The sequence below is a fragment of the Exiguobacterium sp. s57 genome, assembly GCF_018617685.1.
GTDB classification, from domain to species: domain Bacteria; phylum Bacillota; class Bacilli; order Exiguobacteriales; family Exiguobacteriaceae; genus Exiguobacterium; species Exiguobacterium marinum.
Genome location: NZ_JACSKR010000001.1, coordinates 881,802 through 908,164, shown reverse-complemented (window position 1 = coordinate 908,164; position 26,363 = coordinate 881,802). Strand labels below are relative to the sequence as shown.

Below are 26,363 nucleotides of genomic sequence, written 5' to 3'. Positions count from 1 at the left end.
GGGGGAATGAAGATGAAAATTACAGTGTATGGGGCAGAAGTTCAATGTGCGAGTTGTGTCGGTGCACCGAGTTCGACCGAGACGTATGAGTGGTTGCAAAGTGCGCTCGGACGCAAGTATCCGGAGCAGTCCTTTTCTTTCGAGTATATTGATTTCGAACAGAGTGAGGACGAGTTTGCGCAGGCGCTCAAAGATGATGAATGGTTCTATCCGCTTGTCTTACTCGACGGGGAAGTGATTGACGAAGGGGTCGTTCAATTACGAAAAGTGTACGCGGCGATAGAAGCGACTCAAAAATAAAATATGACAGATGAGGCGGTTTCATGTGTGATGAAATCGTCTTTTTTGTCTACGAAAACACCTTATTTTTGAATGAAGGGAATAACTTCATCTTTTTGTATCCTATTTATTGTAGGAGGCGATGGCGATGTTTCGGAAAAAGAAAGACGTACAGATAAAATTGGATAAAGTGATCGAAATTGATAAAGTCAACATTGATCTTTCACCAGAATTAAATCAACAACGACAGTTGATTCAACTGACATTAGAAGACTTAGCATATTTGAGAAGCTATCGATATGAGATTCAAGAAGTATTGCCTCAACTTGTTCAACTGTTTTATAGTCACTTAGAAGAAATAGAAGAGATGAATCATATCATCAATCAACACTCATCTTCGGACCGACTCAAAGTGACATTAACTACCCATATTGGTGAAATGTTTGAAGGAATCATTGACTCAGCTTACATTGAAAAACGATATCGGATTGCGAAGCGCCATCATATGATTGGTCTTAAAGGGAAATGGTATATGGCGGCCTTCCAAAAAATATTCGATTATATTTTAGAGAAAATCGAAGCGGAATCGTTCGACTCATTTTCAAAAATGAAACTCATCTCAGCGGTGGCAAAGATTTTCAACTTTGAACAGCAAATCGTTCTAGAAATGTTTGATGAAGAAGCAGCTAAAATGAAAAATCAGATTGACTATCGTGAACAAATAAGTAAGGCAGTTCAATCGACCACAGAAGGTCTAGTTTCGATGACACAAGAGATGACGGCTAATTTTAGTTTGATGAACGGTATGGTCGGAGAGATGCGTTCTATGAGCGAAGATGCTAAGGAGACGCTCGGCGACATGCGTGAGTCATCACAGGTTGGGAAAGAGGCGCTAATGAATGAGACGAACCAGTTGACGATTATCTCAGAAGAGCTATCGAACTCCGCTCACCAAATGGGTGAACTCAATCAATTGATGTCTGAAATCTCTTCAATCACTATCGGAGTCAAACGAATCGCAGACCAAACGAATATGCTTAGTTTGAACGCGGCGATCGAGGCTGCACGTGCTGGGGAACAAGGAAAAGGTTTTCAGGTCGTTGCTTCTGAAGTGAGACAACTCGCTAATCAATCAAAAACATCAGCCGAACAAGTTGAACACTTAACAGAGCGTTTAAATCGACGAATTGAAGAAACAACTGAACGTGTGATGATCACAGAGCGAGACATGAGAGATTCGATGAATCGTATGCATCATGTAACGGATCTGTTCGTCAAAATCGCGACAGACTCGACGATGACTGATGGTAAGATGAATCATTTGTTTGATGAGATTCAAGAAGTGACAAATGCTATTCTGGAGTTGCAACACGCAACGAGACAAATTGCGACGTCGTCCGAAGATTTGTTAGTCTCAACAGAGAAGCTTTGAACTGCCCGCTATGAATCGGGAGACGGAGTTTCGATATAAAGGAAAGAGTGGCAGTCCGGCGACTGCCACTCTTTCCTGTTTATTTGATGACTTTATGTTTCCAAAGAATGCCGGACTTCAATAGACGGGCAACTTTACCGGTAAGTGATTGTTTCCCCATAAACACCCCAAAGCCAGCCTTCTTCCCGAGGGAGCCGAGCGTCCCTTTCAGTTTGATGTCTGGTAACTCCGGATAGGCAACGCCTTTCCATTTACAGAGAAGGATTTGAACGATTTGTTCTGCCTGGGCTTCCGCGAGTTGTCCGGACGGTGCGTAAGGCAAACTTGCATTGTCACCAACGATGAAGACGTCCGGCAAACCGGGAACAAAGTGGTGTTCCGTCAATTTGACACGCCCGCCCCCATCGAGCTCCCAACCTTGATTACGTACCACAGCGACCGGTTGAATCCCGGCCGTCCATACGGTCAAGTCAGACGGGAACAAGTCTTCATGGTTCCATAAGCCATCGGCATCGACGCGTGTGATGTTCGCATTGTTGACGACTTCAACGCCATGTTCTTCAAACCAAGACTGGACATACATCGAGACCCGATTCGATAAGAACGATAGCACTGATGGACCTCGGTCGAACAAACGGACCGTCAAATCAGGTCGGCTCTCACGAAGTTCGCTGGCGAGTTCGACACCGGACAGTCCTGCCCCAACGACAGAGACGACCGAGCCAGGTCGCAAGCCGTTGATTGCTTGTTGCGTTTTACGTGACTCTTCAAGTGTTTGAATGCTATACGTGAACTCCGCTGCCCCTTGAACGTTGTGATACTTGTCCTCACAACCTAATCCGATGACGAGGTCATCATACGGCACTTTTTCTCCACTTGCGAGCAGAACCATTTTGTCTTCGGTATCGATGTCCGTGACTTGTCCGTATATGTAGTCAATTTCTTCTGGAAAGTCGATACGAATATCTCGATCTGAGACCGTTCCTGCGGCTAGCGCATAATACTCTGTTTTCAATCCATGATAAGGTAAGCGGTCGACGAGCGTGACCGAGATGTCTTGTAATTGATGCCCAAGAACTCTTTCGATGACACGCATTCCCCCGTAACCGCCACCTAAGACGACTAATTTGCGCATAATAATCCCCCTTTGTTACTCTTCAACTGTATCATGTTATAATCTGCCGTAGAAGAACCATTTTCCGATAATTCACGTAAAGAAAGACGGTGACATATATGATGAATCCAATCATCGAGTTTTGTGCCTCGAATTTAGCGATGGGCTCACAAGTGGCACGTGCAAAATTGGAATCCGACCCTGATCTTGATGTGGTTGAATACGGCTGCACAGGCTACTGTGGTGTCTGTTCGCTTGATTTATTCTGCCTTGTCGACGGAGAAGTCGTGACTGGTGGGACACCGGACGAGTTGGTATCGAAGGTGTATGAAAAAATAGAAGAGATGGCATGGTAAAAAGTTTGGGGGAATGGCCTCAAACTTTTTTATTTCACCCGTTGCATTTTAAAAAGAGGGATGGTATATTCTAAGAGGTTCGAATGTAGGTTGTCTGACGTTTAACAACGGTAAAAAGAAAGCGTTTCAAACGGTAGGGCACATCTCTTTTCGGGTATGACACATATAATCGCTTTGTTTAATATGAAAGGAGCACAACATTAATGAAAATCATGAGTGTGGTTGGTATTTTGGCACTAATTGCAATCGCTTACATCTTCTCTACCAACCGTAAAGCCATCAAATGGCGTACTGTCCTTGCTGCATTTGCAGTCCAGTTCACTTTCGCTTTCCTCGTATTGTATACAGCTTGGGGGCGTGCGGCACTTGCTTGGATCTCTGGAGGAGTTCAAGCGGTATTGAATACAGCAAACGAAGGGATTAGCTTCGTCTTCGGTACAGCTGTAGGGGAAGGGAACTTTGTATTCGCTTTCCAAGTCTTGACAATCATCGTGTTCATGTCATCATTAATCGCATTGCTTTACTACCTTGGCGTCATGCAATGGGTCATCCGTATTCTTGGTACGGCACTTTCGAAAGCACTCGGGACATCACGTAAAGAGTCACTTTCAGCAACGGCGAACATCTTCGTCGGTCAAACGGAAGCACCGCTTGTCATCAAGCCTTATCTTCCAACAATGACACAGTCTGAGCTCTTCGCGGTCATGGTCGGTGGTCTTGCATCGGTTGCCGGATCTGTTCTTGCTGGTTACGCAGCGCTTGGTGTACCTCTTGAGTACTTGCTAGCAGCGAGTTTCATGGCAGCGCCAGCCGGTCTATTGTTTGCTAAAATCATCGTTCCTGAGTCTGAGGAAGCCGATGATGACATCGAAATCGTTGAAGACGAAGAGAATAAAGCAGCAAACTTTGTCGATGCGGCTGCACGAGGGGCATCTGATGGTCTCTTCCTTGCATTGAACGTTGGTGCGATGCTTCTTGCATTCGTCTCATTGATTGCACTCGTTAACTTGATCCTCGGATCAGTTGGTGGTCTTTTCGGATTTGACGGATTGTCATTACAGTTGATTCTCGGTTATGTCTTTGCGCCACTTGCTTTCGTCATCGGTGTACCGTGGGCAGATGCTGTACAATTCGGTAGCTTCCTTGGCCAAAAATTAGTCTTGAACGAATTTGTCGCATTCTCTGAATTTGCACCAATCATCGGTTCAGGTGATTTGTCAGCTCGTACAGAAGCGATGATCGCATTCGCACTTTGTGGTTTCGCAAACATCTCATCACTCGCAATCCTTCTCGGTGGTCTTGGTGGTATGGCACCAAACCGTCGTGGAGATATCGCACGCATGGGTGTTCTCGCGATTCTCGCAGGTACGCTTGCAAACTTGATGTCAGCTACTTTGGCTGGACTTCTTCTCTAATCGGTATAAGAAAAAAGCGATCACTTCGGTGGTCGCTTTTTAGTATACAGATGATTGGAGAAGTGTGATGTTCGGCCATTGGGTGCGCCAGTTTTTTTGTTTTAGTCGCTTCAAATAGATTGGATGGTTTGAAGAGTTTGCTTCAAAGAACGGTGTTGGCTTCACTTGTAGACTGAGCAAATCTTGAATCCCATATGGCGCGGCAAGGATGAGCTCGTCATTTGAATTGAGTCTCACCCCGACTGCTGTCACGGTCTCGAGGAAGTGTGCGAGTGCATCGGTCGATGAAGTGTACGGCGGGAGATGGTTCACATGATGCATTCTTGCTTGGTTTTTGACTGACCAAGGTACGCTTGGGTTCAGTTGATAGAACGTCCGCTCTAAGTTTTTTTCGATGGATTCTTCCGGATGAATCGGGTCGAAATAAATCACATCCACGTCATCCGTCTCTGTCGGTGTATCGTATCCGTGAAGATGGTCCCACACTTTCGCGCGAATATAACCCGCGCAAATCAACCAATCCGGTAGATTGAGGGTGGCGACAGTATGGAGATGCTGCATGAGTTCTGAATCTTGCTGAAAAAAATGAATCAAATTCTGTTCGTCAGTCATCATGGAGTGCCCTCCCTAAATTTCGGTTAAAAAAGCACCTAGGCAAAGCCTAGATGCTCGTATATCGATTATGCTTGAAGTTGGACGCGTTGACGTTCGATCCACGGCTTCAATTTCATGAAAAGAGGGACGAAGAGCGCGCTGATTAAGATCGCTTTAATCAAGTTGAACGGTAAAATACCGTAAAGGACAAGGTCCGTTTTCACAGCCGGGTCTGCCATGTCTGCCATTCCGAAGAAGAACGCATAGGCGGGCAAGATGACAAGATAGTTTAAAATGGCGAGGCTAAGTGCCATCGTAATTGTTCCGGCGAGTAAGCCAGAAGCGAGTGCTTTGTTCGTCTTACGTTTGTGGTAGAACCAAGCAACTGGGTACATGAAGGCCACACCTGCGAAGAAGTTTGCGACTTCTCCGACTGGTACACCGCCACCGTTAAAGACATAGTACAAGACGTTTTTCAATCCGACGACCACGACACCTGCGAGTGGGGAAAAGACGATTCCGGCAATGAGTGCGGGAATGTCACTAAAGTCCACTTTGAGGAATGGCGGTAAGAATGGGAGCGGGAAGTTGAATAGCATGAGTACGAACGAAATCGTCCCGAGCATCGCCAACGTCACCATTGTAGTCAGTCGTTTATTGCGCGTAGTTTTCATCAGAATCTCTCCTTTAGGTCGCTCCTCGATGAATGGCACCCGTCGCATATAAAAACCCGATTGCACTAGAGACAATCGGGAGAGTTTACGCGCATACGAAATAGATGTTTTCCGAGGTGGAAGAGTCCACGTCAAAGAAAACATCCGGATATCGGTCGGATGCCGCCATCTTCTCCCATCCAGACTATACTGTCGGCTTTCGAATCTCACGAAATCAGCAAGCAACGCCTTGCTCGCTCACGGGCTGAGAAGAATCAATTCTTCAATACCGCCGGTCGGGAATTTCACCCTGCCCCGAAGATGGAACGATTTAATTTTTTTTGTTACAGTTTAGTTATACAAGAAAATGCACAAAACTACAAGTCAATTGACTTGAAATGAAGATATATAAGGAGGAGTTCAAATGATTCATTTAACAGAGTCAGCCGCACTTCAAGTGCAAGAGATGATGAAACAGGCCGAACGCCCGGAAGCGCAATACTTGCGAGTAAAAGTACAAGGTGGTGGATGTACGGGACTATCTTACGGGATGGGCTTTGACGAGGAAAAAACGGACAAAGATGTTCAATTCGATCATCACGGCGTCCGCGTCATCGTCGCTGAAGCAGACCATGGAGTCGTCGACGGACTCGAGATTGACTACAAGCAGTCGATGCTCGGTGGGGGCTTCACGATTAAAAACCCGAATGCCATCGCAACATGTGGCTGCGGTTCGAGTTTCCGGACGGCGACGAATGCCGGGACACCAGGAGATTGCTAACTAGTTTAGACTATGGAACGCCATAGTCTTTTTTTTGTGCGATTCGAGCAGTTACGGAACGGCAGGGAAAGGGAATGTAGGAAAGAGAATCGTATCAAAGGGGGCTAGAGTGATGAGGAAAGTATTGATTTTTGGAGGATCACGCTATTTCGGGAAACGGCTCGCGCTGCGACTTGCTGAAGCGGGGGACGATGTGACGATTGTGACAAGGGGCCAACTGCAAGTACCAGAAGCCGAAGGGATTCGGTCCGTCAAAGGAGATCGTCAATCGGTGGCGACATTGAAAGACTTAGCACGTGAACGGTACGATCTCGTCTACGACAATATTTGTTTTACACCGTATCAGGCGAAGATTGCATCAGATGCGTTCATGGGAAAGGTCGGGAAATACGTACTGACGTCAACGATGTCGGTGTATGCACCGGGGCCTGATTTAAATGAGAGTGATTTTAATCCACTTCATTATGAATATCACTTAGACGCGGAACACGATTATGGACAAGGGAAACGAGAAGCTGAATCGTTTCTCTTCCATCGCGCCTCGTTCCCGGTGGTGACGGTACGCCTACCCATCGTTTTAGGTCCGGATGACTATACGGATCGACTCAAATTTTATGTAGATGCGATCCGAAATGAAGAACCGGTCGTTCTGCATCACCCGGAAGCGAGGATGGGATTCATCTCGAGCGCGGAAGCAGCAGGCTTTTTGGAATGGGTAGGACGTGCAAACGTCACTGGTCCATTCAATGCAGCGAGTGATGGCCTTATTTCCATAGGAGCGTTGATGGAACGAATTGGTCAACACGTCGGAAAAACCGTTCAAATTATAAAAGACGGAGAGTCTTCCCCGTATGATTCGGATGTCGACTACTATATGTCGATTGCCGAAGCGAAGAAGGCGGGCTATGTGTTCACACAACTCGATGATTGGATCGACCGAGTCATTCTCCAGACAATGCGGAAATGAAAAAAATCCTCTGTGGGCATATCCACAGAGGATTTAACATTATTTCCCGGCAAATACAGACGTCGAGTGTTGTGGATGACGAGCGGTCGGGTCCACAAGTTGCTTCACTTGGTTGATGGCAATTGGAGCTTCACCGAAACCGGTCGCGATCAATTTCACTTTTCCTTCGTATGTGGCGATATCACCGCAAGCGAAGATGCCGGCTACGGTCGTCTCCATGCGCGAGTCGACACGGATCGTGTTTTTTTCGAACTCCATTCCCCAGTTCTTGATTGGACCTAGCGATGAAACGAATCCGTAGTTACAAATCAAATCATCGATTTCAATGATTTTTGACTCGCCGTTCTTATCCGTCAATTCGACAGATTCGATGTGCGTATCACCTGACAATGACTCGATGTTGTATGGTGTGAGGACGTTAATCGTCGAAGCTTTCATCTGTTCGACCGTATGCTCGTGGGCGCGGAAGCGATCACGGCGGTGAACGATGTGTACTTCTTTCGCGATGCCTTCGAGCATGAGTGCCCAGTCAACAGCTGAGTCACCACCACCGGCAATCATGACACGACGGTCACGGAATTTTTCCATATTGTCGACGAAGTAATGAAGGTTGGCGTAATCTTCACAGCCATCGAGACCGAGTGGACGAGCGGAGAAAGCACCGTTTCCGGCTGTGATGATGATAGCTTTTGTATGATACTCTTCTTTATTTGTCGTCAAAATGAATGTCCCGTCCTCGAGACGCTCCACCGTTTCAACGGTTTCACCGAGGCGGTAATCTTGTTCGAATTGGTCAGCTTGTGCTTTCAATTGATCGATTAAGTCCTGTGCTTTCACTTTTGGAAAACCAGCAATATCATAAATATATTTTTCAGGATAGAGCGTTGACAATTGGCCCCCGAGTTGCGGTAAGCTTTCAATCAACGTCGTATCGAGTTGGCGCATGCCTGCATAAAATGCGGTGAACAGTCCGATCGGACCACCACCGATGATGATTACATCTTTTGTCGTCTTCATCGAATTCCTCCTCAAAGCGTATACAATTATTATAGAGAGTTTATTGAATTAAATCCATTCAGTACAAACATGCAACATTTTCAAAAAAAATTCAAGAAGGGGAGCTTTTTCATTGAGAATTCAAATTAAAGAGCGTACAATGAAGCAGAAGCAATTGTGAACAGACGTTGAACAAGAATAGGCTTTATTGTGAACATCTATGTGAAGAAACACACAACATGGTTGTTCGAAAAAACAAAACTTTTAAACAAGGTGGAAATGAACATGAAACGACCTAACATTGTTATTCTTGGTGCAGGATTTGGCGGACTCATTACAGCCGTCAACCTTCAAAAGACACTCGCTGCAGGGGATGCGAACATTACGCTAATCAACAAACATGATTATCACTACCAAACGACTTGGCTTCACGAACCAGCAGCTGGAACGATGAACCCAGACCAAGCGCGCGTCTACATTAATGATATCGTGAACCCATCACGTGTGAAATTTGTCAAAGGGATCGTCGATCGCGTCGATACTGCTGGAAAACAAGTGATGCTTGAAGACGGTTCGGTCGTCGAATATGACTACGTTGTCTTTGGTCTTGGTGGTGTGCCTGAGACATTCGGTATCCCAGGTCTTAAAGAACATGCGATGACTATCAGTTCATTGAATAGTGTTCGTAAAATTAAAGAACATATCGAGTACTCATTCGCTCAATATAAAACAAACGGTTCTTCTGACAATTCGTTCGTCACAATCGTTGTTGGTGGTGCTGGCTTCACAGGAATCGAATTCCTTGGTGAAATCGTCAACCGTATTCCTGAACTCTGCAAGCAATATGACGTACCACGCGAAGCGGTCCGCATTGTCAACATTGAAGCAGCACCGACGGTTCTTCCAGGATTCGACCCTGAACTCACGACATATGCGCAGAAATGGTTGGAGCGTAACGGTGTCGAGATGAAACTCGGTAACGGAATCAAAGGCGTTGAGCCAGGCATCGTCACATTCGGCCCGCTTAAAGGTGAGACGACAGAAACGATTAAGGCTAACACAATCATCTGGACAGGTGGTGTAAGCGGTAGCCCAATCATCGAAAAATCAGGATTTGAAGCAGTCCGTAATCGTGTCATGGTCGAAGCGGATAACCGTGCACCAGGTCACGATAACGTCTTTATCATCGGTGACTGCTCGGCGGTCATGGACCCGGCATCAAACCGTCCATATCCACCGACGGCGCAAATTGCGACACAACAAGCTCACAACGTTGCGAAAAACATCGCGGCACTCATCAATGGCAAATCGACATCGAAATTCACTTACGAGAGTAAAGGAACAGTTGCTTCGCTCGGACACAACGATGGTATCGGGATCGTGATGGGCAAAAAGATTTTCGGTCGCAACGCGTCATTCATGAAGAAAGTCATCGACAACAAACACTTCATCGAATTGAAAAAATACGGACTCGTCCTAAAAAAAGGGAAGTTCTAATCCTAAATGATGTATGGCTCGTTCTGAAAGTGGAACGAGCCGTTTTCTTTAGAAATCTTCACATGAAGTTCTTTGACCACATGAGTTGAAATTTTGTATAATGAAGAGCGGACAAGGGGGAACAACAGATGCATATAATTCAGGCGGTCATTGGGGCCGTTTTGTATATGACGATTTTTTTCAGTATCGGCTTCATCTTGAATATGTTACTCAAAAAAACATGGACACTTGTGTTCATTTATCCAATTTTCGTCATCATGATGATTGATAATGTCAAACTTTCAAGTTACGTGACCGAGACATCTACCGCGCTTACGAGTGTCTATCAGGGACTCGTCGGGTTGCAACTTCTCGATTTGTTCATGCTTGGCTTTGGATTGCTCGGTGCAATCTTGGCTGGTGTGACGATTCGTTTCTTACGAAAGAGCGGTTATTCAATGTTTTAATTGGCGACAGAAATGTTCGCCTTTTTTGTTTTGTCCCTACTTTTTTAGGGCATGAACCGATATACTAGATAGCGAAACGATTTTTAGTAAGGGATGCGATGCGAATGACATTACCGATGTATACGATCAAAAAAGTGTTGAATAATAGCGTTGTCATTTGTCAACATGATACGGATCCGGAAGTCATTTTGCTCGGGAAGGGGATTGGCTTTGGTAAAAAACCTGGCGACGTCGTCGACCCGGCCAGCGTCCCGGAGAAAGTGTATCAGTTGACGGACAAGGAAGAACAGTCGCAATATCAAGAACTTGTTAAACATGTCGATGAGGACTTTATTGCGTTCATGCAAGAAATTGTCGGATTTATTGAAACGAGCACGGGCAAGAAAGTGGATGAGCATATTCATATCGGCTTGACCGACCACTTATTCTTTACGATGAAGCGAATCGAGCAAGGGATGGAAGTGACGAACCCGTTTTTACTTGAAACGGAATCTCTTTACCCAAATGAGTATGCGCTCGCGGAGCGAATCGTCGATATGTTCCACGAACGATTGAATGTATTATTGCCTGATGCGGAAACTGGATTTATCGCGCTGCATATCCATTCAGCGACGACATTTAAAAACGTCCTGGAAGTCAACCGACACAACCAAATTATCGGACAAATCGTAAAGACAATTGAGAGTCGTTTGAACGTGAAAATGGACCGTTCCTCACTCGATTATAAGCGCTTACTTCGGCACTTAAGGTACGCCGTTGAGCGGGTTGCGACCGGTGAGATGGTCGAAGCCCCACAAAAAATTGAAAAGGTGTTGCGCGATGAATATCCGCTATGCTATAGTACTGCTTGGGAGCTGATGGGCATCATGGAACGCGAATTAAAGCGTCCCGTCCCACGAGGTGAAGCGACATATTTGACGATGCATCTCCAGCGCCTAACAAGTAGATAAATGATACCACGTGTCTTACGTGTTACTGATTCGATCAGGCATGAGTAAGGAGTGGAACGTTATGTGATTTCTCCATTGGGGGAGGTCTACGTTCTATCCTTATTCATGCCTTTTCTATTTTTATAAACGTGATTTATGAAAACGTTTAGATACGTCGGTTGTCTGACATCTGCATCGCTATCATTTGTTTATATGTACTTACAAAAAGGAGGAAATGTTGATGTTTAAGCAGATCTTTGGTGTTCTTCAAAAAGTCGGTAAAGCACTTATGCTTCCTGTTGCGATCTTGCCGGCTGCCGGTCTTCTTCTCGCATTCGGTAACGCAATGCAAAACCCGCAACTTACGACACGTGCCGAGTGGTTAACAAACGATGGTATCGTGAAATTCGCTCAATTGATGGAGCAAGCAGGTGGAGTCATCTTCTCGAACTTGGCACTCTTGTTCGCAGTCGGTGTCGCCATCGGTTTAGCAGGTGACGGGGTTGCCGGACTTGCAGCAATCGTTGGATTCTTGATCATGAACAAAGTCATGGGTGTTTGGCTCGAACTCACACCTGAAGTGTTAGCTCAAGGTGACCCATCGTACGCGAACGTACTCGGTATCCCGACACTTCAAACAGGGGTATTCGGAGGAATCATCATGGGTCTCATCGCCGCATGGGCCTATAACAAGTACTTCAATATCGAATTGCCACAATTCCTTGGTTTCTTCGCTGGTAAACGTTTCGTTCCAATCGTAACGGCAGTTGCAGCAGTTGTCGCTGGTTTCGTTATGCTCTTGATCTGGCCACCAGTACAAAACGGATTGAACACATTCTCGAACTTCATGTTAACTGAGAACCGCACATTCGCGGCGTTCATCTTCGGTTTGATCGAACGTTCATTGATTCCGTTCGGTCTTCACCACATCTTCTACTCACCGTTCTGGTTTGAATTCGGTTCATACACGGATGCGGCGGGTAACATCGTACGTGGTGACCAAGCGATCTTCTTCGCACAAATTCGTGACGGTGCTGAATTGACAGCAGGTACGTTCATGACTGGTAAATTCCCGTTCATGATGTTCGGTCTTCCTGCAGCAGCACTCGCAATGTACCATGAAGCACGTCCTGAGCGTAAAGCGGTTGTCGGTGGTCTCTTGGCTTCTGCTGCCCTTACATCGTTCTTGACTGGTATCACAGAACCAATCGAGTTCTCATTCTTGTTCGTAGCACCACTTCTCTTCGCAGTACACGCAGTATTCGCAGGGCTTTCGTTCATGACGATGCACCTCTTGAACGTTAAGATCGGGATGACGTTCTCAGGTGGTTTGATTGACTTCTTGCTCTTCGGTGTTCTTCCAGGTCGTACGGCTTGGTGGCTCGTCATTCCAGTCGGTCTCGTGTTCGCGGTTGTTTACTACTTCGGATTCCGTTTCGTTATCCGTAAGTTCAACCTTAAAACACCTGGTCGTGAAGATGAGGTTGTTGAACAATCAACAGCTACTGGTTCGGAACTTGCACAAGATATCCTTTTAGGTCTTGGTGGCTCACAAAACATCAAGCACCTCGATGCATGCATCACACGTCTTCGTGTCGAAGTAAAAGATAAAGAACAAGTTAACAAAGATGAGTTGAAACGTCTTGGCGCATCTGGTGTCCTTGAAGTGGGTAACAATATTCAAGCAATCTTCGGACCACGTTCGGATGCATTGAAATCAGAGATCCAAGCGGTCATCGCTTCAGGTAACGAAAAGAAAGCTAACTAATCGTTTACCGAGACCAATCCTACGGGGTTGGTCTTTTACTTTTTTATGAAACGGTTTCATCCAAAGGTCAGAGGGAAAAAGTAAGTATTCTGACAAAGGAGGGAACCATGATGTGGAAGAAAGTGTTTGGTGTCTTACAACGAGTCGGGAAAGCACTCATGCTTCCGGTTGCAATCTTACCGGCAGCCGGTCTTCTCTTGGCGTTTGGTACCGCATTCCAAAACCCGGACCTCGTTGAATTACTCCCGTTTCTGGCAAATGATTCGCTTGTCCTGATTTGGCAAGTCATGACAGATGCCGGGGACATCGTCTTCGCGAACTTAGGGTTACTGTTTGCCGTCGGGGTCGCAATCGGTCTTGCGAACGGGGACGGGGTTGCTGGCCTAGCAGCGATTGTCGGTTATCTGATTATGAACAAGGTTATTAGCACGTGGAACGGTATTACCGCGGAAATCGCCCAAGGCGACCCGCAGTACGCGTCTGTTCTGGGTATCCCGACACTCCAAATGGGGGTATTCGGGGGTATTATCGCAGGTCTTGTCGCAGCTTACGCTTACAACAAATATTTCAACATCAAGTTGCCGGATTTCTTAGGATTCTTTGCTGGGAAGCGGTTCGTTCCGATTGCGACAGCTGCATTCAGTTTGATTATCGGGATCGCGCTTGCGTATATATGGCCACCGATTGGGAATGCGATTAACAACTTCTCAAGCACGGTCATCGAGGCAAACGTTGCCTTATCAGCATTCATCTTTGGATTAGTAGAACGTTCCTTGATTCCGTTCGGTCTTCACCACATCTGGTATTCTCCGTTTTGGTTCCAATTTGGAGAATATACGAATCAGGCAGGCGATCTCGTACAAGGGGACCAACGGATCTTCTTCGCGCAACTGCGCGACGGGGTCGAGTTCACAGCCGGTACGTACATGACCGGGAAGTTTCCGTTCATGATGTTCGGCTTACCTGCTGCCTGTCTCGCCATGTTCCATACGGTTCCGAAAGAACGTCGGAAAGACGTAGAAGGACTCTACTTCTCAGCTGCCCTCACGTCATTCTTGACAGGGATCACAGAACCGGTCGAGTTCTCATTCGTCTTCGTCGCACCACTTCTCTTCGGAATTCACGCTGTCTTTGCAGGACTTTCCTTTATGACGATGCATCTACTGAACGTCAAAATTGGGATGACCTTCTCGGGCGGACTCATTGACTATCTTCTCTTTGGTGTCTTGCCGAACCGGACGGCCTGGTGGCTCGTCATTCCGGTCGGTCTCGTCTTTGCGGTCATCTATTACTTCGGATTCCGTTTCGCCATTACGAAGTTTGACCTGAAAATCCCTGGACGTGATGTTCAGACCGGCGCGAAAGGGGACAAAGCAGGCATTGGGGATGACTTGCCGTATGAAGTACTCGTCGGACTCGGAGGACCTGAAAACATCAAACACTTGGATGCTTGTATCACACGACTTCGGGTCACCGTAAACGACGTGAAACAAGTCGACAAAGACCTCCTGAAAACTCTCGGTGCTGCCGGTGTGCTTGAGGTAGGAGATAACATTCAAGCCATCTTTGGACCGAAGTCGGATACGCTCAAATCACAAATCGCAACCATCATCGAAGGTGGCGAATATAAACCGAAAGAGAAAGTGGAAAAAGCGGTCATCACGCCGGAAGCGGCCGAACAGGCAGACCATCGCTTCTTAGCTCCGATGTCGGGTGTGTTGCTCTCACTCGATGATGTGCCGGACCAAGTCTTCTCCGGTCGCATGATGGGAGAAGGGTTTGCGATTGAACCAAGCTCAGGGCAGGTCGTTTCGCCGGTGACAGGTCAAATCACGACATTCTTCCCGACGAAACATGCGATTGGCATCTTGGCTGACGATGGGCGTGAACTATTGATTCATGTCGGTCTCGATACGGTCAATCTGAAAGGGGAAGGATTCACTGCGAAAGTGGAAGAAGGTGCACGAGTTGAAGCGGGAGACGTGCTTCTCGAAGTCGATCTTGGTGCGATTCGAGATAAAGTGCCGTCACTCATCACACCGATCATTTGGACGAACGGAGACGGTAAAGTCGTTGTGGTTCCGTTCGGTGAGACCGTCGTCGCTGGTGAAGCGCTCGATTTTAGAGCCGACGACAAAGGACCAGAATAACGCATCATTCGAGCCACTCCAGAGAGAAATGGAGTGGCTTTTTTGAGTAGTTACCTCAATGTGCCTTATTCCAGAGAATGAGAGTCTCCATTATAGTAAAGGAGAATTCTCACGAAAGAAGGGGGACAGATGGAGCAAATGATTCAACTTAATCACGGACAAAAAGCGATTCCGGCCATTGGGCTCGGCGTATTCAAAGTAGAAGATGGAGGCGCGGTCATCGATGCAGTCGTCGAGGCGATTCGCCAAGGATACCGACATATCGATACGGCAGCTGTATATAGAAATGAAGAAGGAGTCGGTGTCGGCCTTCGTAAAGGGATTGAAATCGCAAATATTTCCCGGGATGATTTGTTCATCACATCGAAACTATGGAACGCCGATCAAGGGTATGACTCAGCCATCGCCGCGTATGAAGCTTCACTCGAACGTCTTGGATTAGAAAGACTTGATTTATATTTGATTCATTGGCCGGTCGAAGACAAAATGATCGAGAGCTGGCGTGCCCTTGAGACATTATATCGAGAGGGACGTGTCGGAGCAGTCGGAGTGAGTAACTTCCAGATCCACCACCTCGAGACATTGGCGGCGAACAGTGATCTCGTTCCAGCTGTGAACCAAGTCGAGCGGCATCCGTTGCTTCGTCAATCCGAATTGGCAACGTACATGAATGAACATGGAATCGTACCGGTCGCTTGGGCGCCGCTTATGCAAGGTGGATTGTTCGAAGAGCCGACTTTACTGGAAGTCGCGAAAGAAGTGGAGCGTTCTGTCGCTCAAATGATTTTACGCTGGCATCTACAGACGGGATGGGTCATCATTCCGAAATCGATTAAACCGCATCGAATCGAAGAAAACTTCAGCTTGTATGACTTTGAGCTGAGCGAAGAGCAAATGAATCGTATCGATGCGCTCGATCGACATAAGCGTGTCGGTCCGGATCCGGACGATTTTGATTTCTAAATAAGTATGTAAAAAGTCCTTCTCTCGCGCTTGAGAGAAGGACTTTTGACGTTATTTTTTGATGTCAAACTTTTCGCTAAGGAAGTTCACGACTTCTTCAGCTGTGTCCATATTGAGGACTTCGTTGACGATTGATTCTGTTTCTGTCTTCGTCAAGCGCTTCACGAGGCTACGTGCACGAAGGACGCTTGAAGCTGACATTGAGAATTCATCGAGTCCAAGACCGAGAAGGATTGGAATCGCGAGTTCTTCTCCAGCCATCTCGCCACACATTCCGACCCATTTGCCGGCTTTATGTGCTTCCGTGATGACGTTGTGGAGGAGGTTCAAGATGGCAGGGTTGAACGGTTGGTACAAGTAAGAAACTTTTTCGTTCATGCGGTCAGCCGCCATCGTGTATTGAATCAAGTCGTTCGTACCGACTGAGAAGAAGTCGACTTCTTTTGCGAATTGCTTCGCCATGACAGCCGTCGATGGGATCTCGACCATCATTCCTGTTTCATATTGACCGACTTCGATTCCTTCTTCTTTCAACTTCGCTTCTTCTTCAAGGAGAAGGGCTTTCGCTGCGCGGAACTCTTCGAGTGTCGCAATCATCGGGAACATGATGGCGAGGTTACCGTGAGCCGATGCGCGGAGAAGGGCGCGAAGTTGCGTCCGGAACAAGTCTGTTTCCTCAAGGCAAAGGCGAATCGCACGATAGCCGAGGAATGGGTTCATCTCTTTTGGTAGGTCAAGGTATGACAACTCTTTATCTCCACCGATGTCGAGTGTACGGATGACGACCTGCTTGCCTTCCATCCCTTCAATAACCGTTTTATATGCCGTGTACTGTTCTTCTTCTGTCGGGAACGTTTCAGAGTCCATATATAAGAACTCGGTACGGTAAAGCCCGATTGCGTCCGAACCGTTTTTCAAGACGCCCTCTAAGTCGTTCGGTGTTCCGATATTCGCTGCAAGCTTCACTTTATGGCCATCCGCTGTAATAGACTCTTCGTTGACGAGTTGTTTCAACTCTTCTTTGTAAGCCTCGAAGTCAGCACGTTTGCCTTCATACTCTTTGACGAGGTCTTCTGAAGGGTTGACGAACACGTCACCTTCCGTCCCGTCGATGATGACGAGGTCACCATTTTTGATTTCTTCAAGGGCCACTTTCGTCCCAACGACTGCTGGAATTTCGAGTGAACGTGACATGATGGCAGAGTGAGATGTGCGTCCACCGATGTTTGTCGCAAATCCTCTGACGTACTTACGGTTAAGTTGTGCCGTATCTGAAGGCGTCAAGTCTTCGGCGATGATGATGACTTCCTCTGAAATCGAAGCAGGTGTCACGAATGTAACCCCAAGAATATGAGCCATGACACGTTTTGTCACGTCACGAACGTCAGCTGCACGTTCGCGCATGTACTCATTATCCATCGATTCGAAAATCATGATCATCGTTTGTGCGACTTCGTCAAGCGCTTTCGCAGCGTTCATGTTTTCGCTTTCAATTTTCTCGTTCACTTGCGATACGATTTCTGGGTCCTCAACAATTAAAAGGTGAGCTGAGAAAATCTCGGCTTTGTCTGGACCAAGTTCACGAAGCGTATGTTCGCGGATTTGTTCAAGCTCAGTTTTAGACTGTGCGATTGCATCTTGGAAACGAGCCTTTTCAGCAGCGACATCTTCAATCTTGTGTGATGGGATATCGAATGAAGGTGTCTCCATGACGAATGCTTTTGCAACTGCAATCCCTGCAGATGCACCAATACCTTTAATGTGTGACATAAGCGTAGTCCCTCTTTTCAAAGAAATAGTGTACTTTCCTGTCTCGTTACTTCATACCCGAAAAGAAAAAAGAACTAACGAGAACATAGAAAGTTAAAGTAGCAACGGTCTACGACTAGGGGAAGCCTCGACCAGTCAAATTGGCCTCACTTCAGGATGAAGAGAAGCCCGATTGCGTACTTTCTTATCCTATCATAAAATAAAACAACGTCACAACGAGGAGATAGCCCATGAATTCGAAGATTTCTTGACTCTTGCGCATACTATTTCATTATTTTGGAGAAGTTCGTTATGCTTACCATATATTATAGAAGGGAAGTGGCAACATGTATCAAATTGCCCAATTAAATTGGACAGATTCATATGAGACGATGGTCGTCGGAATCGGCGCGGCTGATTCAATCGATGAAGGACTCGACACATTGTTCGGGGGACGCGTCAAAGCGCTTATCCAATCAGGAGACCTATCAACGAAAACAGGAGAAGTGACGCTATTGCCGACATTCGCTGGCGAAACGGCACGAGTCTTGTTTGTCGGACTTGGTCAGCGGAACGACATGACGACTGAGAACGTTCGGAACTGGTTTGGGAAAGTGGCGAAAGTCATAAAGGGTCGTGGGTTTAAAAACGTTGCGGTAGCACTCGAAACGTTTACAGATGGTGCGGCACGTATGTTCACAGAAGCATATGAAATGGCGACGTATGAACATCCTACATACAAATCTGAGCCGAAACAAACGGTTGAAGAGCCGACGATCACACTCCTTGGTGACGTGGATCAAAAGGACATCGATGCCGGTGTCGCCTATGGAAAAGGGGTCAACGTTGCACGCGAGTTAACGATGATGCCAGCCAATATTTTGACAGCGGAGACACTGGCAGATTACGCGATCGAGTTAGCGAAACGACATGATTTCAAATACCGCATCCTTGAAAAAGAAGAGATGGAATCCCTCGGCATGGGCGCATTGCTCGCAGTCAACCAAGGTTCGACGATTCCACCGAAATTGATTGTAATCGAGTATCGCGGTGCGGATGAAGAAGCTCCGATCGCCGTTGTCGGGAAGGGTGTCACGTTTGATACGGGCGGCTATTCAATCAAGCCGAAGGATGGCATCGTCGGGATGAAGGGGGACATGGGTGGTGCAGCTACCGTCCTCGGATTATTCGAGACCCTTGGATTGACGCGACCAAAACGTAACGTGATCGGAGTTATCGGTGCGACGGACAACATGATTTCAGGTGATGCGTTCAAACCGGATGATGTGATTACAGCGATGAACGGAAAGACGATCGAAGTATTGAACACCGATGCAGAAGGACGTCTCGTCTTAGCGGATGCTGTCACATTTGCCAAAACGTACGAACCGACGGCCATCATCGATGTGGCTACGTTGACAGGCGGTGTCCTTGTCGCACTCGGTACGGACGTGACGGGCTGTCTGACGAATGATGATACACTTTATCGCTCACTTGAAACAGCTAGCCGTGAGACGAATGAACTCGTGTGGCAGATGCCGTACTTTGATGTTTTCATCGACAAGGTGAGAAAATCGGAAGTTGCCGATTTGAACAACTCACCAGGTCGTTTCGGACATATGATTTTTGGTGGCGCGTTTGTCGGTGAGTTTGTCGGAGATACACCGTGGCTACATCTCGATATTGCGGGAACGAGCGAACGTGCGGCAGCGAATGACCTCGGTCCGAAGGGGCCGACTGGTGTCATGGTTCGGACACTCGCACGGATGATTGAATCGTGGGAGCGGTAAGAGCAGGTATATTAATCGGTTTGGCGATTCTGTGTGGCTTTTGCTACACGGTCTGGCCGAACCGTATTTGGTTAGGGAGCACAGTGTTTCTCGCCGTATTTGGCGTGTTGATGATGTTACAGGAGGTACGACATGGTAGGAGTAGGGATTGATGGTGCACGTGGCGGCTGGGTACGGATCACATACGACAGCATCTCACTTTGTTTAACGATTTCGGAGACGATAGAGGAACTACTGATTGACGGTGCCATGCATTTTGTGGATATGCCGAAAGATCTAGGGACGGTCGACCATCCAAGTCGCGAATGCGATGCGTGGATGCGGAGCCGACTCAGTCAACGAAAGTCGTCCGTCTTCACCCCGCCGATTCAAGAGGTGTTGCATGAAGCGACGTATGAGGAAGCAAACGAAAGAAAGCGGGCGTTGGTTGGCAAAGGGATTAGTAAACAAGCTTGGCATCTCGTTCCGCGTATCCGTGAGTTTCAACGCGTGGAAGCAGAGAACGTCTACGAGTCGCATCCGGAAGTCTGTTTTTCGGTCATGATGGGACAAGAGGCGGCACATCGGAAAAAGACGAGCGAGGGTCAGGAAGAGAGAATCGAGTTGCTTCGGAAGTATTCCAAAAGCTCTCCTTGGAAATGGAAGATGTCGAACGTGCAAGTGGATGATATTATCGATGCCTGCATTCTAGCAGTAGCGGCGTACGAAGCCGGGACAAGCGGTCTTTTGCTACATCCAGGTAAAACACATGAGCCCAATGTGGCTGTACCTCAAATGAAAAAAGAGCGATGAAATCAACATTTCATCGCTCTTTTGCTGTCGTCGTAGGCGGTCCAACGATGAACCGCCACATATAATGAAACACTTTGGCGTTGTATAGCGCCTTTAAGAGAACGGCAAGCACGGGTCCGACGATGAAACCTAATACACCAAATAGCTTCAAACCGACAAAAATCGAGATGAGTGCGGCCAGTGGGTTCAAGCCAATATGGGAGCCGACAATCTTCGGTTCAGCCAAGTTGCGTTGGACGATAACGACGATATACAACACAATCAACCCGATTGAAACAAACCAGTCCCCTGACACAGCGGCATAGGCTGCCCATGGAATAAGCAACGTCCCGACCCCTAAATATGGTAACAGGTCAAAGAACCCTGCAAGTAGAGCGAAGGAAAGGGGGTTGTCGATACGAAGGATGAACATGCCGACAAGTACGATTCCGAACGTGATAGAAATAAGAGTGAATTGAGCTCGTACATAGCCAAAAAGGGCGGATTTAAGATTGATCATCACTTCCTCAAATTCTTTAAAACCTTTACGCTTATTCCAACGATTGAGGGAATGAACGTAAGATGGCCAATCTTTTGTGATGAAGAACCAGGCGAGAACAATGACGACAACGAGTAGTAAGACGAGCGGGAGGGCAGCTAACATGCTCTGTAGGACACTTGCGACTCCTCGTGAGAGAACGCCGATCGCAGCAGCGAGTTGGACGCCGAGTTCCGTGATTCCGCCTTCTAAAGATGTCGTCTGCCCGGGGTTTAGCTGTTGATAGCTCTCGTACGCATCATTGACGAGCGGCGCTATTTTCTCATTGAATACCCGTTGGATGAATTCGGTGAACGTCTCGATTTGTTCAGGGAGTCTTTCTGCAGCAATTGTTGCGTAGTGAATCAATTGAATGATAACAATGGTAATGATACCGACGACGATGCTGAGCACGATGACTAAGGAAATGAGTGTACCGAGTGCGCGTGGCATATTTGTTTTTCGTTCAAAAAAATTGACGAGCGGAACGGTCATCAAGGATAAGAGAAGGGCAAATACGAAAGGATACGTATATTCAAAAAGTATGTTCAATACCCAGGTGAACATAAATAAACCAATCACAACGAGTACGAATCGAAGCAATTGCCAAAGTCTTGCCGATGACATATAAAACCCATCCTTTCCGGACAACTGAATTGAGCATAGTATATCATGTAAGCGGTAAATAAAGCAGAAAGATAGGTGAATGAACGTGAGAGAGGTTCAACAAAAAATTGATGAGATGATTCTTCATTTAGGTGGCTATTGGAGACCTTTATCCGGTCTGGCAAGATTGTTAGAAGAAGTGGGAGAAGTAGGAGGAGCATTGCGAAGAGGTGCGATGGATGAATTAAAAGAAGAGTTGCTCGATGTCCTTGTCATCTCGACGTGTCTGGCGAATCAATATGCGATTCAACTCCGACAACCGGAAGCGAACACTGAAGGAGAGACGCAAGAACAGCTTTATTTTCAAATCGTTGAAGAAGCGGGCGAAGTGGCTCGAATTTTGAACGCTTATGAAGGAGATAAAAAGCTGAAACCGAACCGGCATGGACAGTCGCTTCAACGCCATATCGAGCAATTGCAATGTGCCGTTTTATCAATCGGTACATTGAGTAACCTCCATTTGTTCGATTCACTGTTCGACCTGATTGAAGAAAAATCGAATCGTGACTTTGGTCGCTTCGATCATACACCTGACCCCATCACGGAAGCATCCGTTCGTACTTATATGAGGCACCAATCAGGTCGCTACTGGGGTGGAATTCCGGTTCAATCATTTGAACGGTTCGACCGATATATAGAACGAGAACATCATATAGAGCGTTTCTATCGAATCGCTTCAATTGAAGGATTAGATGGATTTGTGATTCATCAAAAACGAGATGGACTTATTCGAGTCGAGGATTTTCTTGTTACAGACGGGTTCATGATAACAGTAGAAGACTATGAATCGGAGCAGTTTTTAGTCATTCGGCCGATTCAATAAAAACATTTACCTTTTTATCAAAAACATTCATCTTTTTTTCAAATATTTACTTTTTTTAAAAAAGCATTATGCTAATATGTAATTGTTGTTAGTAGGAAATGCCGCAATGAGAAAGGAATATTTTGGATGAAAATGAAACTATTGAAAGTTGCCCTCATCTTAACGGTTCTATTGTTCGGGATGCAACTTCCGTCTGTCGAAGCTGCTACTTACGATGGAGAAACGACTGTCAATTTGAACATTCGTACGAAACCTAGTCTAAGTGGAACGGTAGTGAAAACCTTACCGAGAGGCACGAAAGTAGAGTATGGTACGTATAATCAATCTTGGCATAAAGTGTATGTAAACAATCGTACATATTACGCCTCGGCCCAGTACATTCGTAAACTTTCATCCACCTCAAATTCGTTGACGACCCAGTCGACAACGTCTACCGGTGTGACTACTGCGAACTTAAACATCCGCGTCACGTCCCATCGATCAGCGACGATTGTGACCACGCTTAAGAAAGGGACGGAAGTGAAGTACGCTGTTCACAATTCGTCTTGGGCAAAGGTTTATTTAAATGGTAAGACGTACTATGCCGCAAAAGCCTATATCGCACCAAAGCTCACAGAGTCGAATGTCGAACGGGTGGACGGCTATACAAATCGTGATTTGAAGTTATTCTCTGAACGAAACCAGCGTTCGAAAGTGCAGAAAGTCCTTCCGAAAAACACGGCTGTCGTCTCGAGCAAATATAACTCGAGCTGGTCGATTGTCTATTTTGGAAATGAAACGTATTACACACCGACTTGGGGAATCACACCAGGCGAATTGGATACAGGTGTGGAGAAGAAAGAGGGATATGCGAATCGTGATTTGAAATTATTCTCTGAACGAAACCAACGTTCGAAAGTTCAGAAAGTCCTTCCATTAAACACGGCTGTCGTCTCGAGCAAATATAATTCGAGCTGGTCGATCGTCTATCTTGGAAATGAAACGTATTACACACCGACTGCTTGGATCTCTACATCGAAAACGCCAACGGAACCACCGACGTCAACGGAACCGAATGACGGACTCACACAAGGGTATGCGAACCGAACGGTCAACTTGTTCGGAAAAACGCACCAGAGTTCACCTATCCAGCTCGTTCTTCCAAAGTATACGGCCGTCTCCTATAAGGCGTACAACTCGAGTTGGTCGACGGTTCATATCGGCTCGAAAGTATATTACACAGCGAGTTCGTGGTTGACGAAAGGGAAAGCCCCTGCAGCACCGGAAGCTGCACCGAAAGGGACGATATACATCAACACACCGGGCGATGTATTGAATGTGCGCTCGAAAGCAAGTCTTGATTCGAACGTGGTTGGTCAGCTCAAGCACACTACAGCTGTTTCTCACTATGGAACAGTGAACGGGTTCCATAAAATCAAATATAACGGACAAGATGCCTATATTTCTTCAGCTTTCGTTATGACAACAAAACCAAGTACATCTACTGGGACTGTGATCATTCTTGATCCTGGACATGGTGGGAAAGACCCTGGAGCACTAAATGGTTCTTTGTATGAAAAAACGATTGTTCTTGATGTCACAAAGCGTGTCGAGGCATATCTTCGTTCGAAATACGATTACAATGTGCGACTCACACGCTCAACAGATGTCTATTTGACACTTGGTGAACGCGTAGCTGCAGCTAAATCATTACGCGGTGACTTATTCGTCAGCATGCACGTCAACGCAGCGGGTTCTTCTGCCGCCAAAGGTTTAGAGACGTTCTATTCTTCACAGTCTGCGCATAGTTCTCGGAGTCGTGTACTTGCATCAAACATTCAAAGTAACTTGGCAAGTAAGATGAGCGGAATGTCTAACCGAGGGGTAAAGACGGCGAACTATTACGTGATTACGTATAATACGATGCCATCTGCACTCGTCGAATTAGGATTCATCTCTTCGCCGACAGACTTAACTTACCTTCGCAGTAATACTTCTCGTCAGCGTATGGCAGAAGGTGTGGCTGAAGGAATTGCTAAATATGTTCAAACATACTATTGACTTAACGGCCTCAGACTTTAACGTCTGGGGCTTTTTTGTTCACGCTCGGATGTTGCACTAAATCATGACGTCAAAAAACCGAACCTCCGGAAGGTTCGGTTCGCTTTTTATAGGTCATCAAAACCGTTCGCATCGGTCACTTTCGCATAAGAACGTGACTTCTGTTCGAAGAAGTCAGATTTTGTCGCATTGAGCGAGTCGTCTGAATAGGCACGGATCCATGGCATGACATCTTCGTCAAATCCTTCATACAAGTCGTTTAGGCCGATGACGCGTAAGCGCTTGTTCGCCAAGTATTTGACGTAATCACGCATTTCACTGACGTCGAGTCCGTCGAGGTCGCGGAGAACATATTCACACCATTCGATCTCGAGGTCGACCGCTTCTGCCATCGTGTCGTATACGAATTGACTGAACTGTCCGTCTGCATCAATCTTAGGATTTTCTGTCAATACGGCACGTAAGAGCTGACTGATGAAGTATGAATGTTGCATCTCGTCACGTTGGATGTAACTGATCATCGTCGATGTACCGACCATCTTTTGGTGACGAGCGAGATTATAGAAATAAGCGAAGCCTGAGTAGAAGTTGATTCCTTCTAGGATGACGGATGCGACGAGTGATTTCGCGAAGTTCTCTGCATTAGGCGTTTCACGGAAATCTTCGTATAGGTCCAAAATAAATTGGTTTCGTTTCATGACCATTTCGTCATCTTTAGCGATGTCGAAGATGCGATTTTGTTCAGCTAGTGGCACGAGACTTGATAAGACATAGCTATACGATTGGTTGTGTACGACTTCTTGTTGCGCAATGACCGCAAGCACTGCGTGAACCGAAGAGTCGGATGAGAACATCGAAGACTCGAGGATATAACGTGTCTGGACCGAGTCGAGAATCGATAACAGTCCGATGATTCGTTTGAATGCATCCTGTTCACGTTCGGTCAGCTGCGACCATTGTTGCATGTCTTTCGACATCGAGATCTCATCGGGAATCCAAAAGTTGGATAGCAACTGTTTGTAAATCGTATAGAACTGAGGATACGCGATGTCGTTCCAGTTGACGATTGAGCTCGTTTCACCACCGATGATGGCAGTTGCCCGGTTAGGATGTTTGGGCGACAATAATTTGATTTTCTGAATCGACATGATGCATTACTCCTTCTTCTACATGGTGAGCCATTCGTTCTGCCCAATGTTGGACGTTGTATGGTTGGTTACGTGGTGACTGCTCGATTTTGAGTAGTTCACCGGCAAGCGGAATTCCGTATTTCGAAAGGTGGTACGCCATCTCATCGACCGCACGACAGAAGTGAACAAACATCTTGTCACCCGTTCCGAATACCGCTGCTTGCCGAATCGGCACATTTAAATCTTTCAACACGAGACGGAACGTGTCTTTCATTTCCTCTGGTAAGACGCCATCTGCCCATGTATAAGAACCAAAATAGACGAGATCGAATGTAGCGAGGGACTGAGCTTCACGATAACCGACTCGATCGGCATCATAGCGGACGACCGAGTCGCCACGGTGATGATGTGTCGCTTCGATGAGCGTTGCCACTTCTTCCGTGTTTCCACTCATCGAGTGACAAATGATTGCGATGTTCATATGGTGGACCACCTTTCATAAAAACGGACTAACTT

General features: G+C 46.6%; 23 protein-coding genes, 1 pseudogene and 1 riboswitch. Of the genes and pseudogenes, 16 read left to right on the top strand and 8 right to left on the bottom strand.

What is annotated here, in order from left to right; translation table 11 throughout:
- Positions 1-12 precede the first annotated feature (12 nt).
- Complete coding sequence (locus tag KNO98_RS04635; protein WP_214699329.1) at positions 13-300, top strand: YuzD family protein; 288 nt, start codon at positions 13-15, stop codon at positions 298-300.
- Positions 301-427: 127 nt separating this feature from the next.
- Complete coding sequence (locus tag KNO98_RS04630; protein ID WP_214699327.1) at positions 428-1,711, top strand: globin-coupled sensor protein; 1,284 nt, start codon at positions 428-430, stop codon at positions 1,709-1,711.
- A gap of 79 nt (positions 1,712-1,790) precedes the next feature.
- Here KNO98_RS04630 and KNO98_RS04625 read toward each other — a convergent pair whose 3' ends face one another.
- Positions 1,791-2,846, bottom strand: coding sequence for an NAD(P)/FAD-dependent oxidoreductase (locus tag KNO98_RS04625; RefSeq protein ID WP_214699325.1), 1,056 nt, complete (start codon positions 2,844-2,846; stop codon positions 1,791-1,793).
- 101 nt (positions 2,847-2,947) lie between these two features.
- Here KNO98_RS04625 and KNO98_RS04620 point away from each other — a divergent pair, with 101 nt between their 5' ends.
- Both KNO98_RS04620 and KNO98_RS04615 read left to right on the top strand, forming a co-directional pair.
- The gene (locus tag KNO98_RS04620) at positions 2,948-3,181 is read left to right on the top strand and encodes a YuzB family protein (RefSeq protein ID WP_483297374.1); all 234 of its coding nucleotides are present in this window, start codon (positions 2,948-2,950) and stop codon (positions 3,179-3,181) included.
- 203 nt (positions 3,182-3,384) lie between these two features.
- Positions 3,385-4,596 (top strand): NupC/NupG family nucleoside CNT transporter, encoded by a 1,212-nt coding sequence (locus KNO98_RS04615; RefSeq protein ID WP_026825506.1) that lies wholly within the window; start codon positions 3,385-3,387, stop codon positions 4,594-4,596.
- 39 nt (positions 4,597-4,635) lie between these two features.
- On the opposite strand, the gene KNO98_RS04610 is transcribed toward KNO98_RS04615, so the two are convergent.
- Together KNO98_RS04610 and KNO98_RS04605 are read right to left on the bottom strand one after the other, a co-directional pair.
- Entirely contained in the window at positions 4,636-5,208 is a 573-nt protein-coding gene (locus tag KNO98_RS04610; protein WP_214699953.1) for a nucleotidyltransferase family protein, read from the bottom strand.
- A gap of 68 nt (positions 5,209-5,276) precedes the next feature.
- A complete protein-coding gene (locus KNO98_RS04605) occupies positions 5,277-5,864 on the bottom strand; it encodes an ECF transporter S component (RefSeq protein ID WP_026825508.1) in 588 nt (195 codons plus the stop codon).
- Positions 5,865-6,027: 163 nt separating this feature from the next.
- A riboswitch (FMN riboswitch) is annotated at positions 6,028-6,170 on the bottom strand.
- A gap of 97 nt (positions 6,171-6,267) precedes the next feature.
- On the opposite strand from KNO98_RS04605, the gene KNO98_RS04600 reads away from it, so the two are divergent.
- Positions 6,268-6,624, top strand: a complete 357-nt coding sequence (locus KNO98_RS04600) for a HesB/IscA family protein (RefSeq protein WP_026825509.1) — start codon at positions 6,268-6,270, stop codon at positions 6,622-6,624.
- 112 nt (positions 6,625-6,736) lie between these two features.
- Positions 6,737-7,591: a Rossmann-fold NAD(P)-binding domain-containing protein gene (locus KNO98_RS04595; RefSeq protein ID WP_214699320.1), complete on the top strand. Its 855-nt coding sequence runs from the start codon at positions 6,737-6,739 to the stop codon at positions 7,589-7,591.
- A 39-nt stretch (positions 7,592-7,630) separates the two neighbouring features.
- On the opposite strand, the gene KNO98_RS04590 is transcribed toward KNO98_RS04595, so the two are convergent.
- Entirely contained in the window at positions 7,631-8,608 is a 978-nt protein-coding gene (locus KNO98_RS04590; RefSeq protein ID WP_214699318.1) for an NAD(P)/FAD-dependent oxidoreductase, read from the bottom strand.
- 264 nt (positions 8,609-8,872) lie between these two features.
- Between KNO98_RS04590 and KNO98_RS04585 the strand changes: the two genes are divergently transcribed.
- From KNO98_RS04585 to KNO98_RS04560, 6 genes and pseudogenes are all read left to right on the top strand, one after another.
- On the top strand, positions 8,873-10,084 hold the full coding sequence (locus KNO98_RS04585) for an NAD(P)/FAD-dependent oxidoreductase (protein WP_214699311.1): 1,212 nt from the start codon (positions 8,873-8,875) through the stop codon (positions 10,082-10,084).
- A 128-nt stretch (positions 10,085-10,212) separates the two neighbouring features.
- Positions 10,213-10,530 carry a YuiB family protein gene (locus KNO98_RS04580; protein WP_026825513.1) on the top strand — a complete coding sequence of 106 codons (318 nt, stop codon included), beginning with the start codon at positions 10,213-10,215 and terminating at the stop codon, positions 10,528-10,530.
- Between the two features lie 104 nt (positions 10,531-10,634).
- Positions 10,635-11,480 carry a glucose PTS transporter transcription antiterminator GlcT gene (glcT, locus tag KNO98_RS04575; protein WP_026825514.1) on the top strand — a complete coding sequence of 282 codons (846 nt, stop codon included), beginning with the start codon at positions 10,635-10,637 and terminating at the stop codon, positions 11,478-11,480.
- Positions 11,481-11,700: 220 nt separating this feature from the next.
- A pseudogene (ptsG, locus tag KNO98_RS04570) lies at positions 11,701-13,200 on the top strand (glucose-specific PTS transporter subunit IIBC); the annotation flags it as partial.
- Between the two features lie 137 nt (positions 13,201-13,337).
- Complete coding sequence (gene ptsG / locus KNO98_RS04565) at positions 13,338-15,377, top strand: glucose-specific PTS transporter subunit IIBC (RefSeq protein ID WP_214699309.1); 2,040 nt, start codon at positions 13,338-13,340, stop codon at positions 15,375-15,377.
- Positions 15,378-15,506: 129 nt separating this feature from the next.
- Positions 15,507-16,340, top strand: a complete 834-nt coding sequence (locus tag KNO98_RS04560) for an aldo/keto reductase (RefSeq protein ID WP_214699307.1) — start codon at positions 15,507-15,509, stop codon at positions 16,338-16,340.
- Positions 16,341-16,391: 51 nt separating this feature from the next.
- Here KNO98_RS04560 and ptsP read toward each other — a convergent pair whose 3' ends face one another.
- Entirely contained in the window at positions 16,392-18,110 is a 1,719-nt protein-coding gene (ptsP, locus tag KNO98_RS04555) for a phosphoenolpyruvate--protein phosphotransferase (RefSeq protein ID WP_026825517.1), read from the bottom strand.
- A 326-nt stretch (positions 18,111-18,436) separates the two neighbouring features.
- On the opposite strand from ptsP, the gene KNO98_RS04550 reads away from it, so the two are divergent.
- Positions 18,437-19,879, top strand: a complete 1,443-nt coding sequence (locus KNO98_RS04550; RefSeq protein WP_214699305.1) for a leucyl aminopeptidase — start codon at positions 18,437-18,439, stop codon at positions 19,877-19,879.
- Between the two features lie 132 nt (positions 19,880-20,011).
- Positions 20,012-20,671: a DUF429 domain-containing protein gene (locus tag KNO98_RS04545; protein ID WP_214699303.1), complete on the top strand. Its 660-nt coding sequence runs from the start codon at positions 20,012-20,014 to the stop codon at positions 20,669-20,671.
- Positions 20,672-20,681: 10 nt separating this feature from the next.
- On the opposite strand, the gene ytvI is transcribed toward KNO98_RS04545, so the two are convergent.
- Complete coding sequence (ytvI, locus tag KNO98_RS04540; RefSeq protein WP_214699301.1) at positions 20,682-21,815, bottom strand: sporulation integral membrane protein YtvI; 1,134 nt, start codon at positions 21,813-21,815, stop codon at positions 20,682-20,684.
- Between the two features lie 79 nt (positions 21,816-21,894).
- Between ytvI and KNO98_RS04535 the strand changes: the two genes are divergently transcribed.
- Positions 21,895-22,677, top strand: coding sequence for a MazG nucleotide pyrophosphohydrolase domain-containing protein (locus KNO98_RS04535; RefSeq protein ID WP_214699299.1), 783 nt, complete (start codon positions 21,895-21,897; stop codon positions 22,675-22,677).
- Between the two features lie 126 nt (positions 22,678-22,803).
- Complete coding sequence (locus tag KNO98_RS04530) at positions 22,804-24,717, top strand: N-acetylmuramoyl-L-alanine amidase family protein (protein WP_214699293.1); 1,914 nt, start codon at positions 22,804-22,806, stop codon at positions 24,715-24,717.
- Between the two features lie 107 nt (positions 24,718-24,824).
- Here KNO98_RS04530 and KNO98_RS04525 read toward each other — a convergent pair whose 3' ends face one another.
- Entirely contained in the window at positions 24,825-25,865 is a 1,041-nt protein-coding gene (locus KNO98_RS04525) for a ribonucleotide-diphosphate reductase subunit beta (protein ID WP_026825523.1), read from the bottom strand.
- Complete coding sequence (locus KNO98_RS04520; protein ID WP_214699287.1) at positions 25,822-26,328, bottom strand: flavodoxin domain-containing protein; 507 nt, start codon at positions 26,326-26,328, stop codon at positions 25,822-25,824. The genes KNO98_RS04525 and KNO98_RS04520 overlap by 44 nt, the downstream gene beginning before the upstream one ends.
- Positions 26,329-26,363: the final 35 nt, after the last annotated feature.

Excerpts from the sequence above, each read along its gene's own strand:
- KNO98_RS04635 (WP_214699329.1), top strand. The coding sequence starts at position 13 with ATGAAAATTACAGTGTATGGGGCAGAAGTTCAATGTGCGAGTTGTGTC.
- KNO98_RS04530 (WP_214699293.1), top strand. The coding sequence starts at position 22,804 with ATGAAAATGAAACTATTGAAAGTTGCCCTCATCTTAACGGTTCTATTG.
- KNO98_RS04520 (WP_214699287.1), bottom strand. The coding sequence starts at position 26,328 with ATGAACATCGCAATCATTTGTCACTCGATGAGTGGAAACACGGAAGAA.
- KNO98_RS04580 (WP_026825513.1), top strand. The coding sequence starts at position 10,213 with ATGCATATAATTCAGGCGGTCATTGGGGCCGTTTTGTATATGACGATT.
- KNO98_RS04600 (WP_026825509.1), top strand. The coding sequence starts at position 6,268 with ATGATTCATTTAACAGAGTCAGCCGCACTTCAAGTGCAAGAGATGATG.
- KNO98_RS04590 (WP_214699318.1), bottom strand. The coding sequence starts at position 8,608 with ATGAAGACGACAAAAGATGTAATCATCATCGGTGGTGGTCCGATCGGA.
- KNO98_RS04610 (WP_214699953.1), bottom strand. The coding sequence starts at position 5,208 with ATGACTGACGAACAGAATTTGATTCATTTTTTTCAGCAAGATTCAGAA.
- ytvI (WP_214699301.1), bottom strand. The coding sequence starts at position 21,815 with ATGTCATCGGCAAGACTTTGGCAATTGCTTCGATTCGTACTCGTTGTG.
- KNO98_RS04535 (WP_214699299.1), top strand. The coding sequence starts at position 21,895 with ATGAACGTGAGAGAGGTTCAACAAAAAATTGATGAGATGATTCTTCAT.
- KNO98_RS04630 (WP_214699327.1), top strand. The coding sequence starts at position 428 with ATGTTTCGGAAAAAGAAAGACGTACAGATAAAATTGGATAAAGTGATC.
- KNO98_RS04560 (WP_214699307.1), top strand. The coding sequence starts at position 15,507 with ATGGAGCAAATGATTCAACTTAATCACGGACAAAAAGCGATTCCGGCC.
- KNO98_RS04550 (WP_214699305.1), top strand. The coding sequence starts at position 18,437 with ATGTATCAAATTGCCCAATTAAATTGGACAGATTCATATGAGACGATG.
- KNO98_RS04585 (WP_214699311.1), top strand. The coding sequence starts at position 8,873 with ATGAAACGACCTAACATTGTTATTCTTGGTGCAGGATTTGGCGGACTC.
- KNO98_RS04615 (WP_026825506.1), top strand. The coding sequence starts at position 3,385 with ATGAAAATCATGAGTGTGGTTGGTATTTTGGCACTAATTGCAATCGCT.
- KNO98_RS04625 (WP_214699325.1), bottom strand. The coding sequence starts at position 2,846 with ATGCGCAAATTAGTCGTCTTAGGTGGCGGTTACGGGGGAATGCGTGTC.
- glcT (WP_026825514.1), top strand. The coding sequence starts at position 10,635 with ATGACATTACCGATGTATACGATCAAAAAAGTGTTGAATAATAGCGTT.
- ptsP (WP_026825517.1), bottom strand. The coding sequence starts at position 18,110 with ATGTCACACATTAAAGGTATTGGTGCATCTGCAGGGATTGCAGTTGCA.
- ptsG (WP_214699309.1), top strand. The coding sequence starts at position 13,338 with ATGTGGAAGAAAGTGTTTGGTGTCTTACAACGAGTCGGGAAAGCACTC.
- KNO98_RS04525 (WP_026825523.1), bottom strand. The coding sequence starts at position 25,865 with ATGTCGATTCAGAAAATCAAATTATTGTCGCCCAAACATCCTAACCGG.
- KNO98_RS04620 (WP_483297374.1), top strand. The coding sequence starts at position 2,948 with ATGAATCCAATCATCGAGTTTTGTGCCTCGAATTTAGCGATGGGCTCA.
- KNO98_RS04605 (WP_026825508.1), bottom strand. The coding sequence starts at position 5,864 with ATGAAAACTACGCGCAATAAACGACTGACTACAATGGTGACGTTGGCG.
- KNO98_RS04545 (WP_214699303.1), top strand. The coding sequence starts at position 20,012 with ATGGTAGGAGTAGGGATTGATGGTGCACGTGGCGGCTGGGTACGGATC.
- KNO98_RS04595 (WP_214699320.1), top strand. The coding sequence starts at position 6,737 with ATGAGGAAAGTATTGATTTTTGGAGGATCACGCTATTTCGGGAAACGG.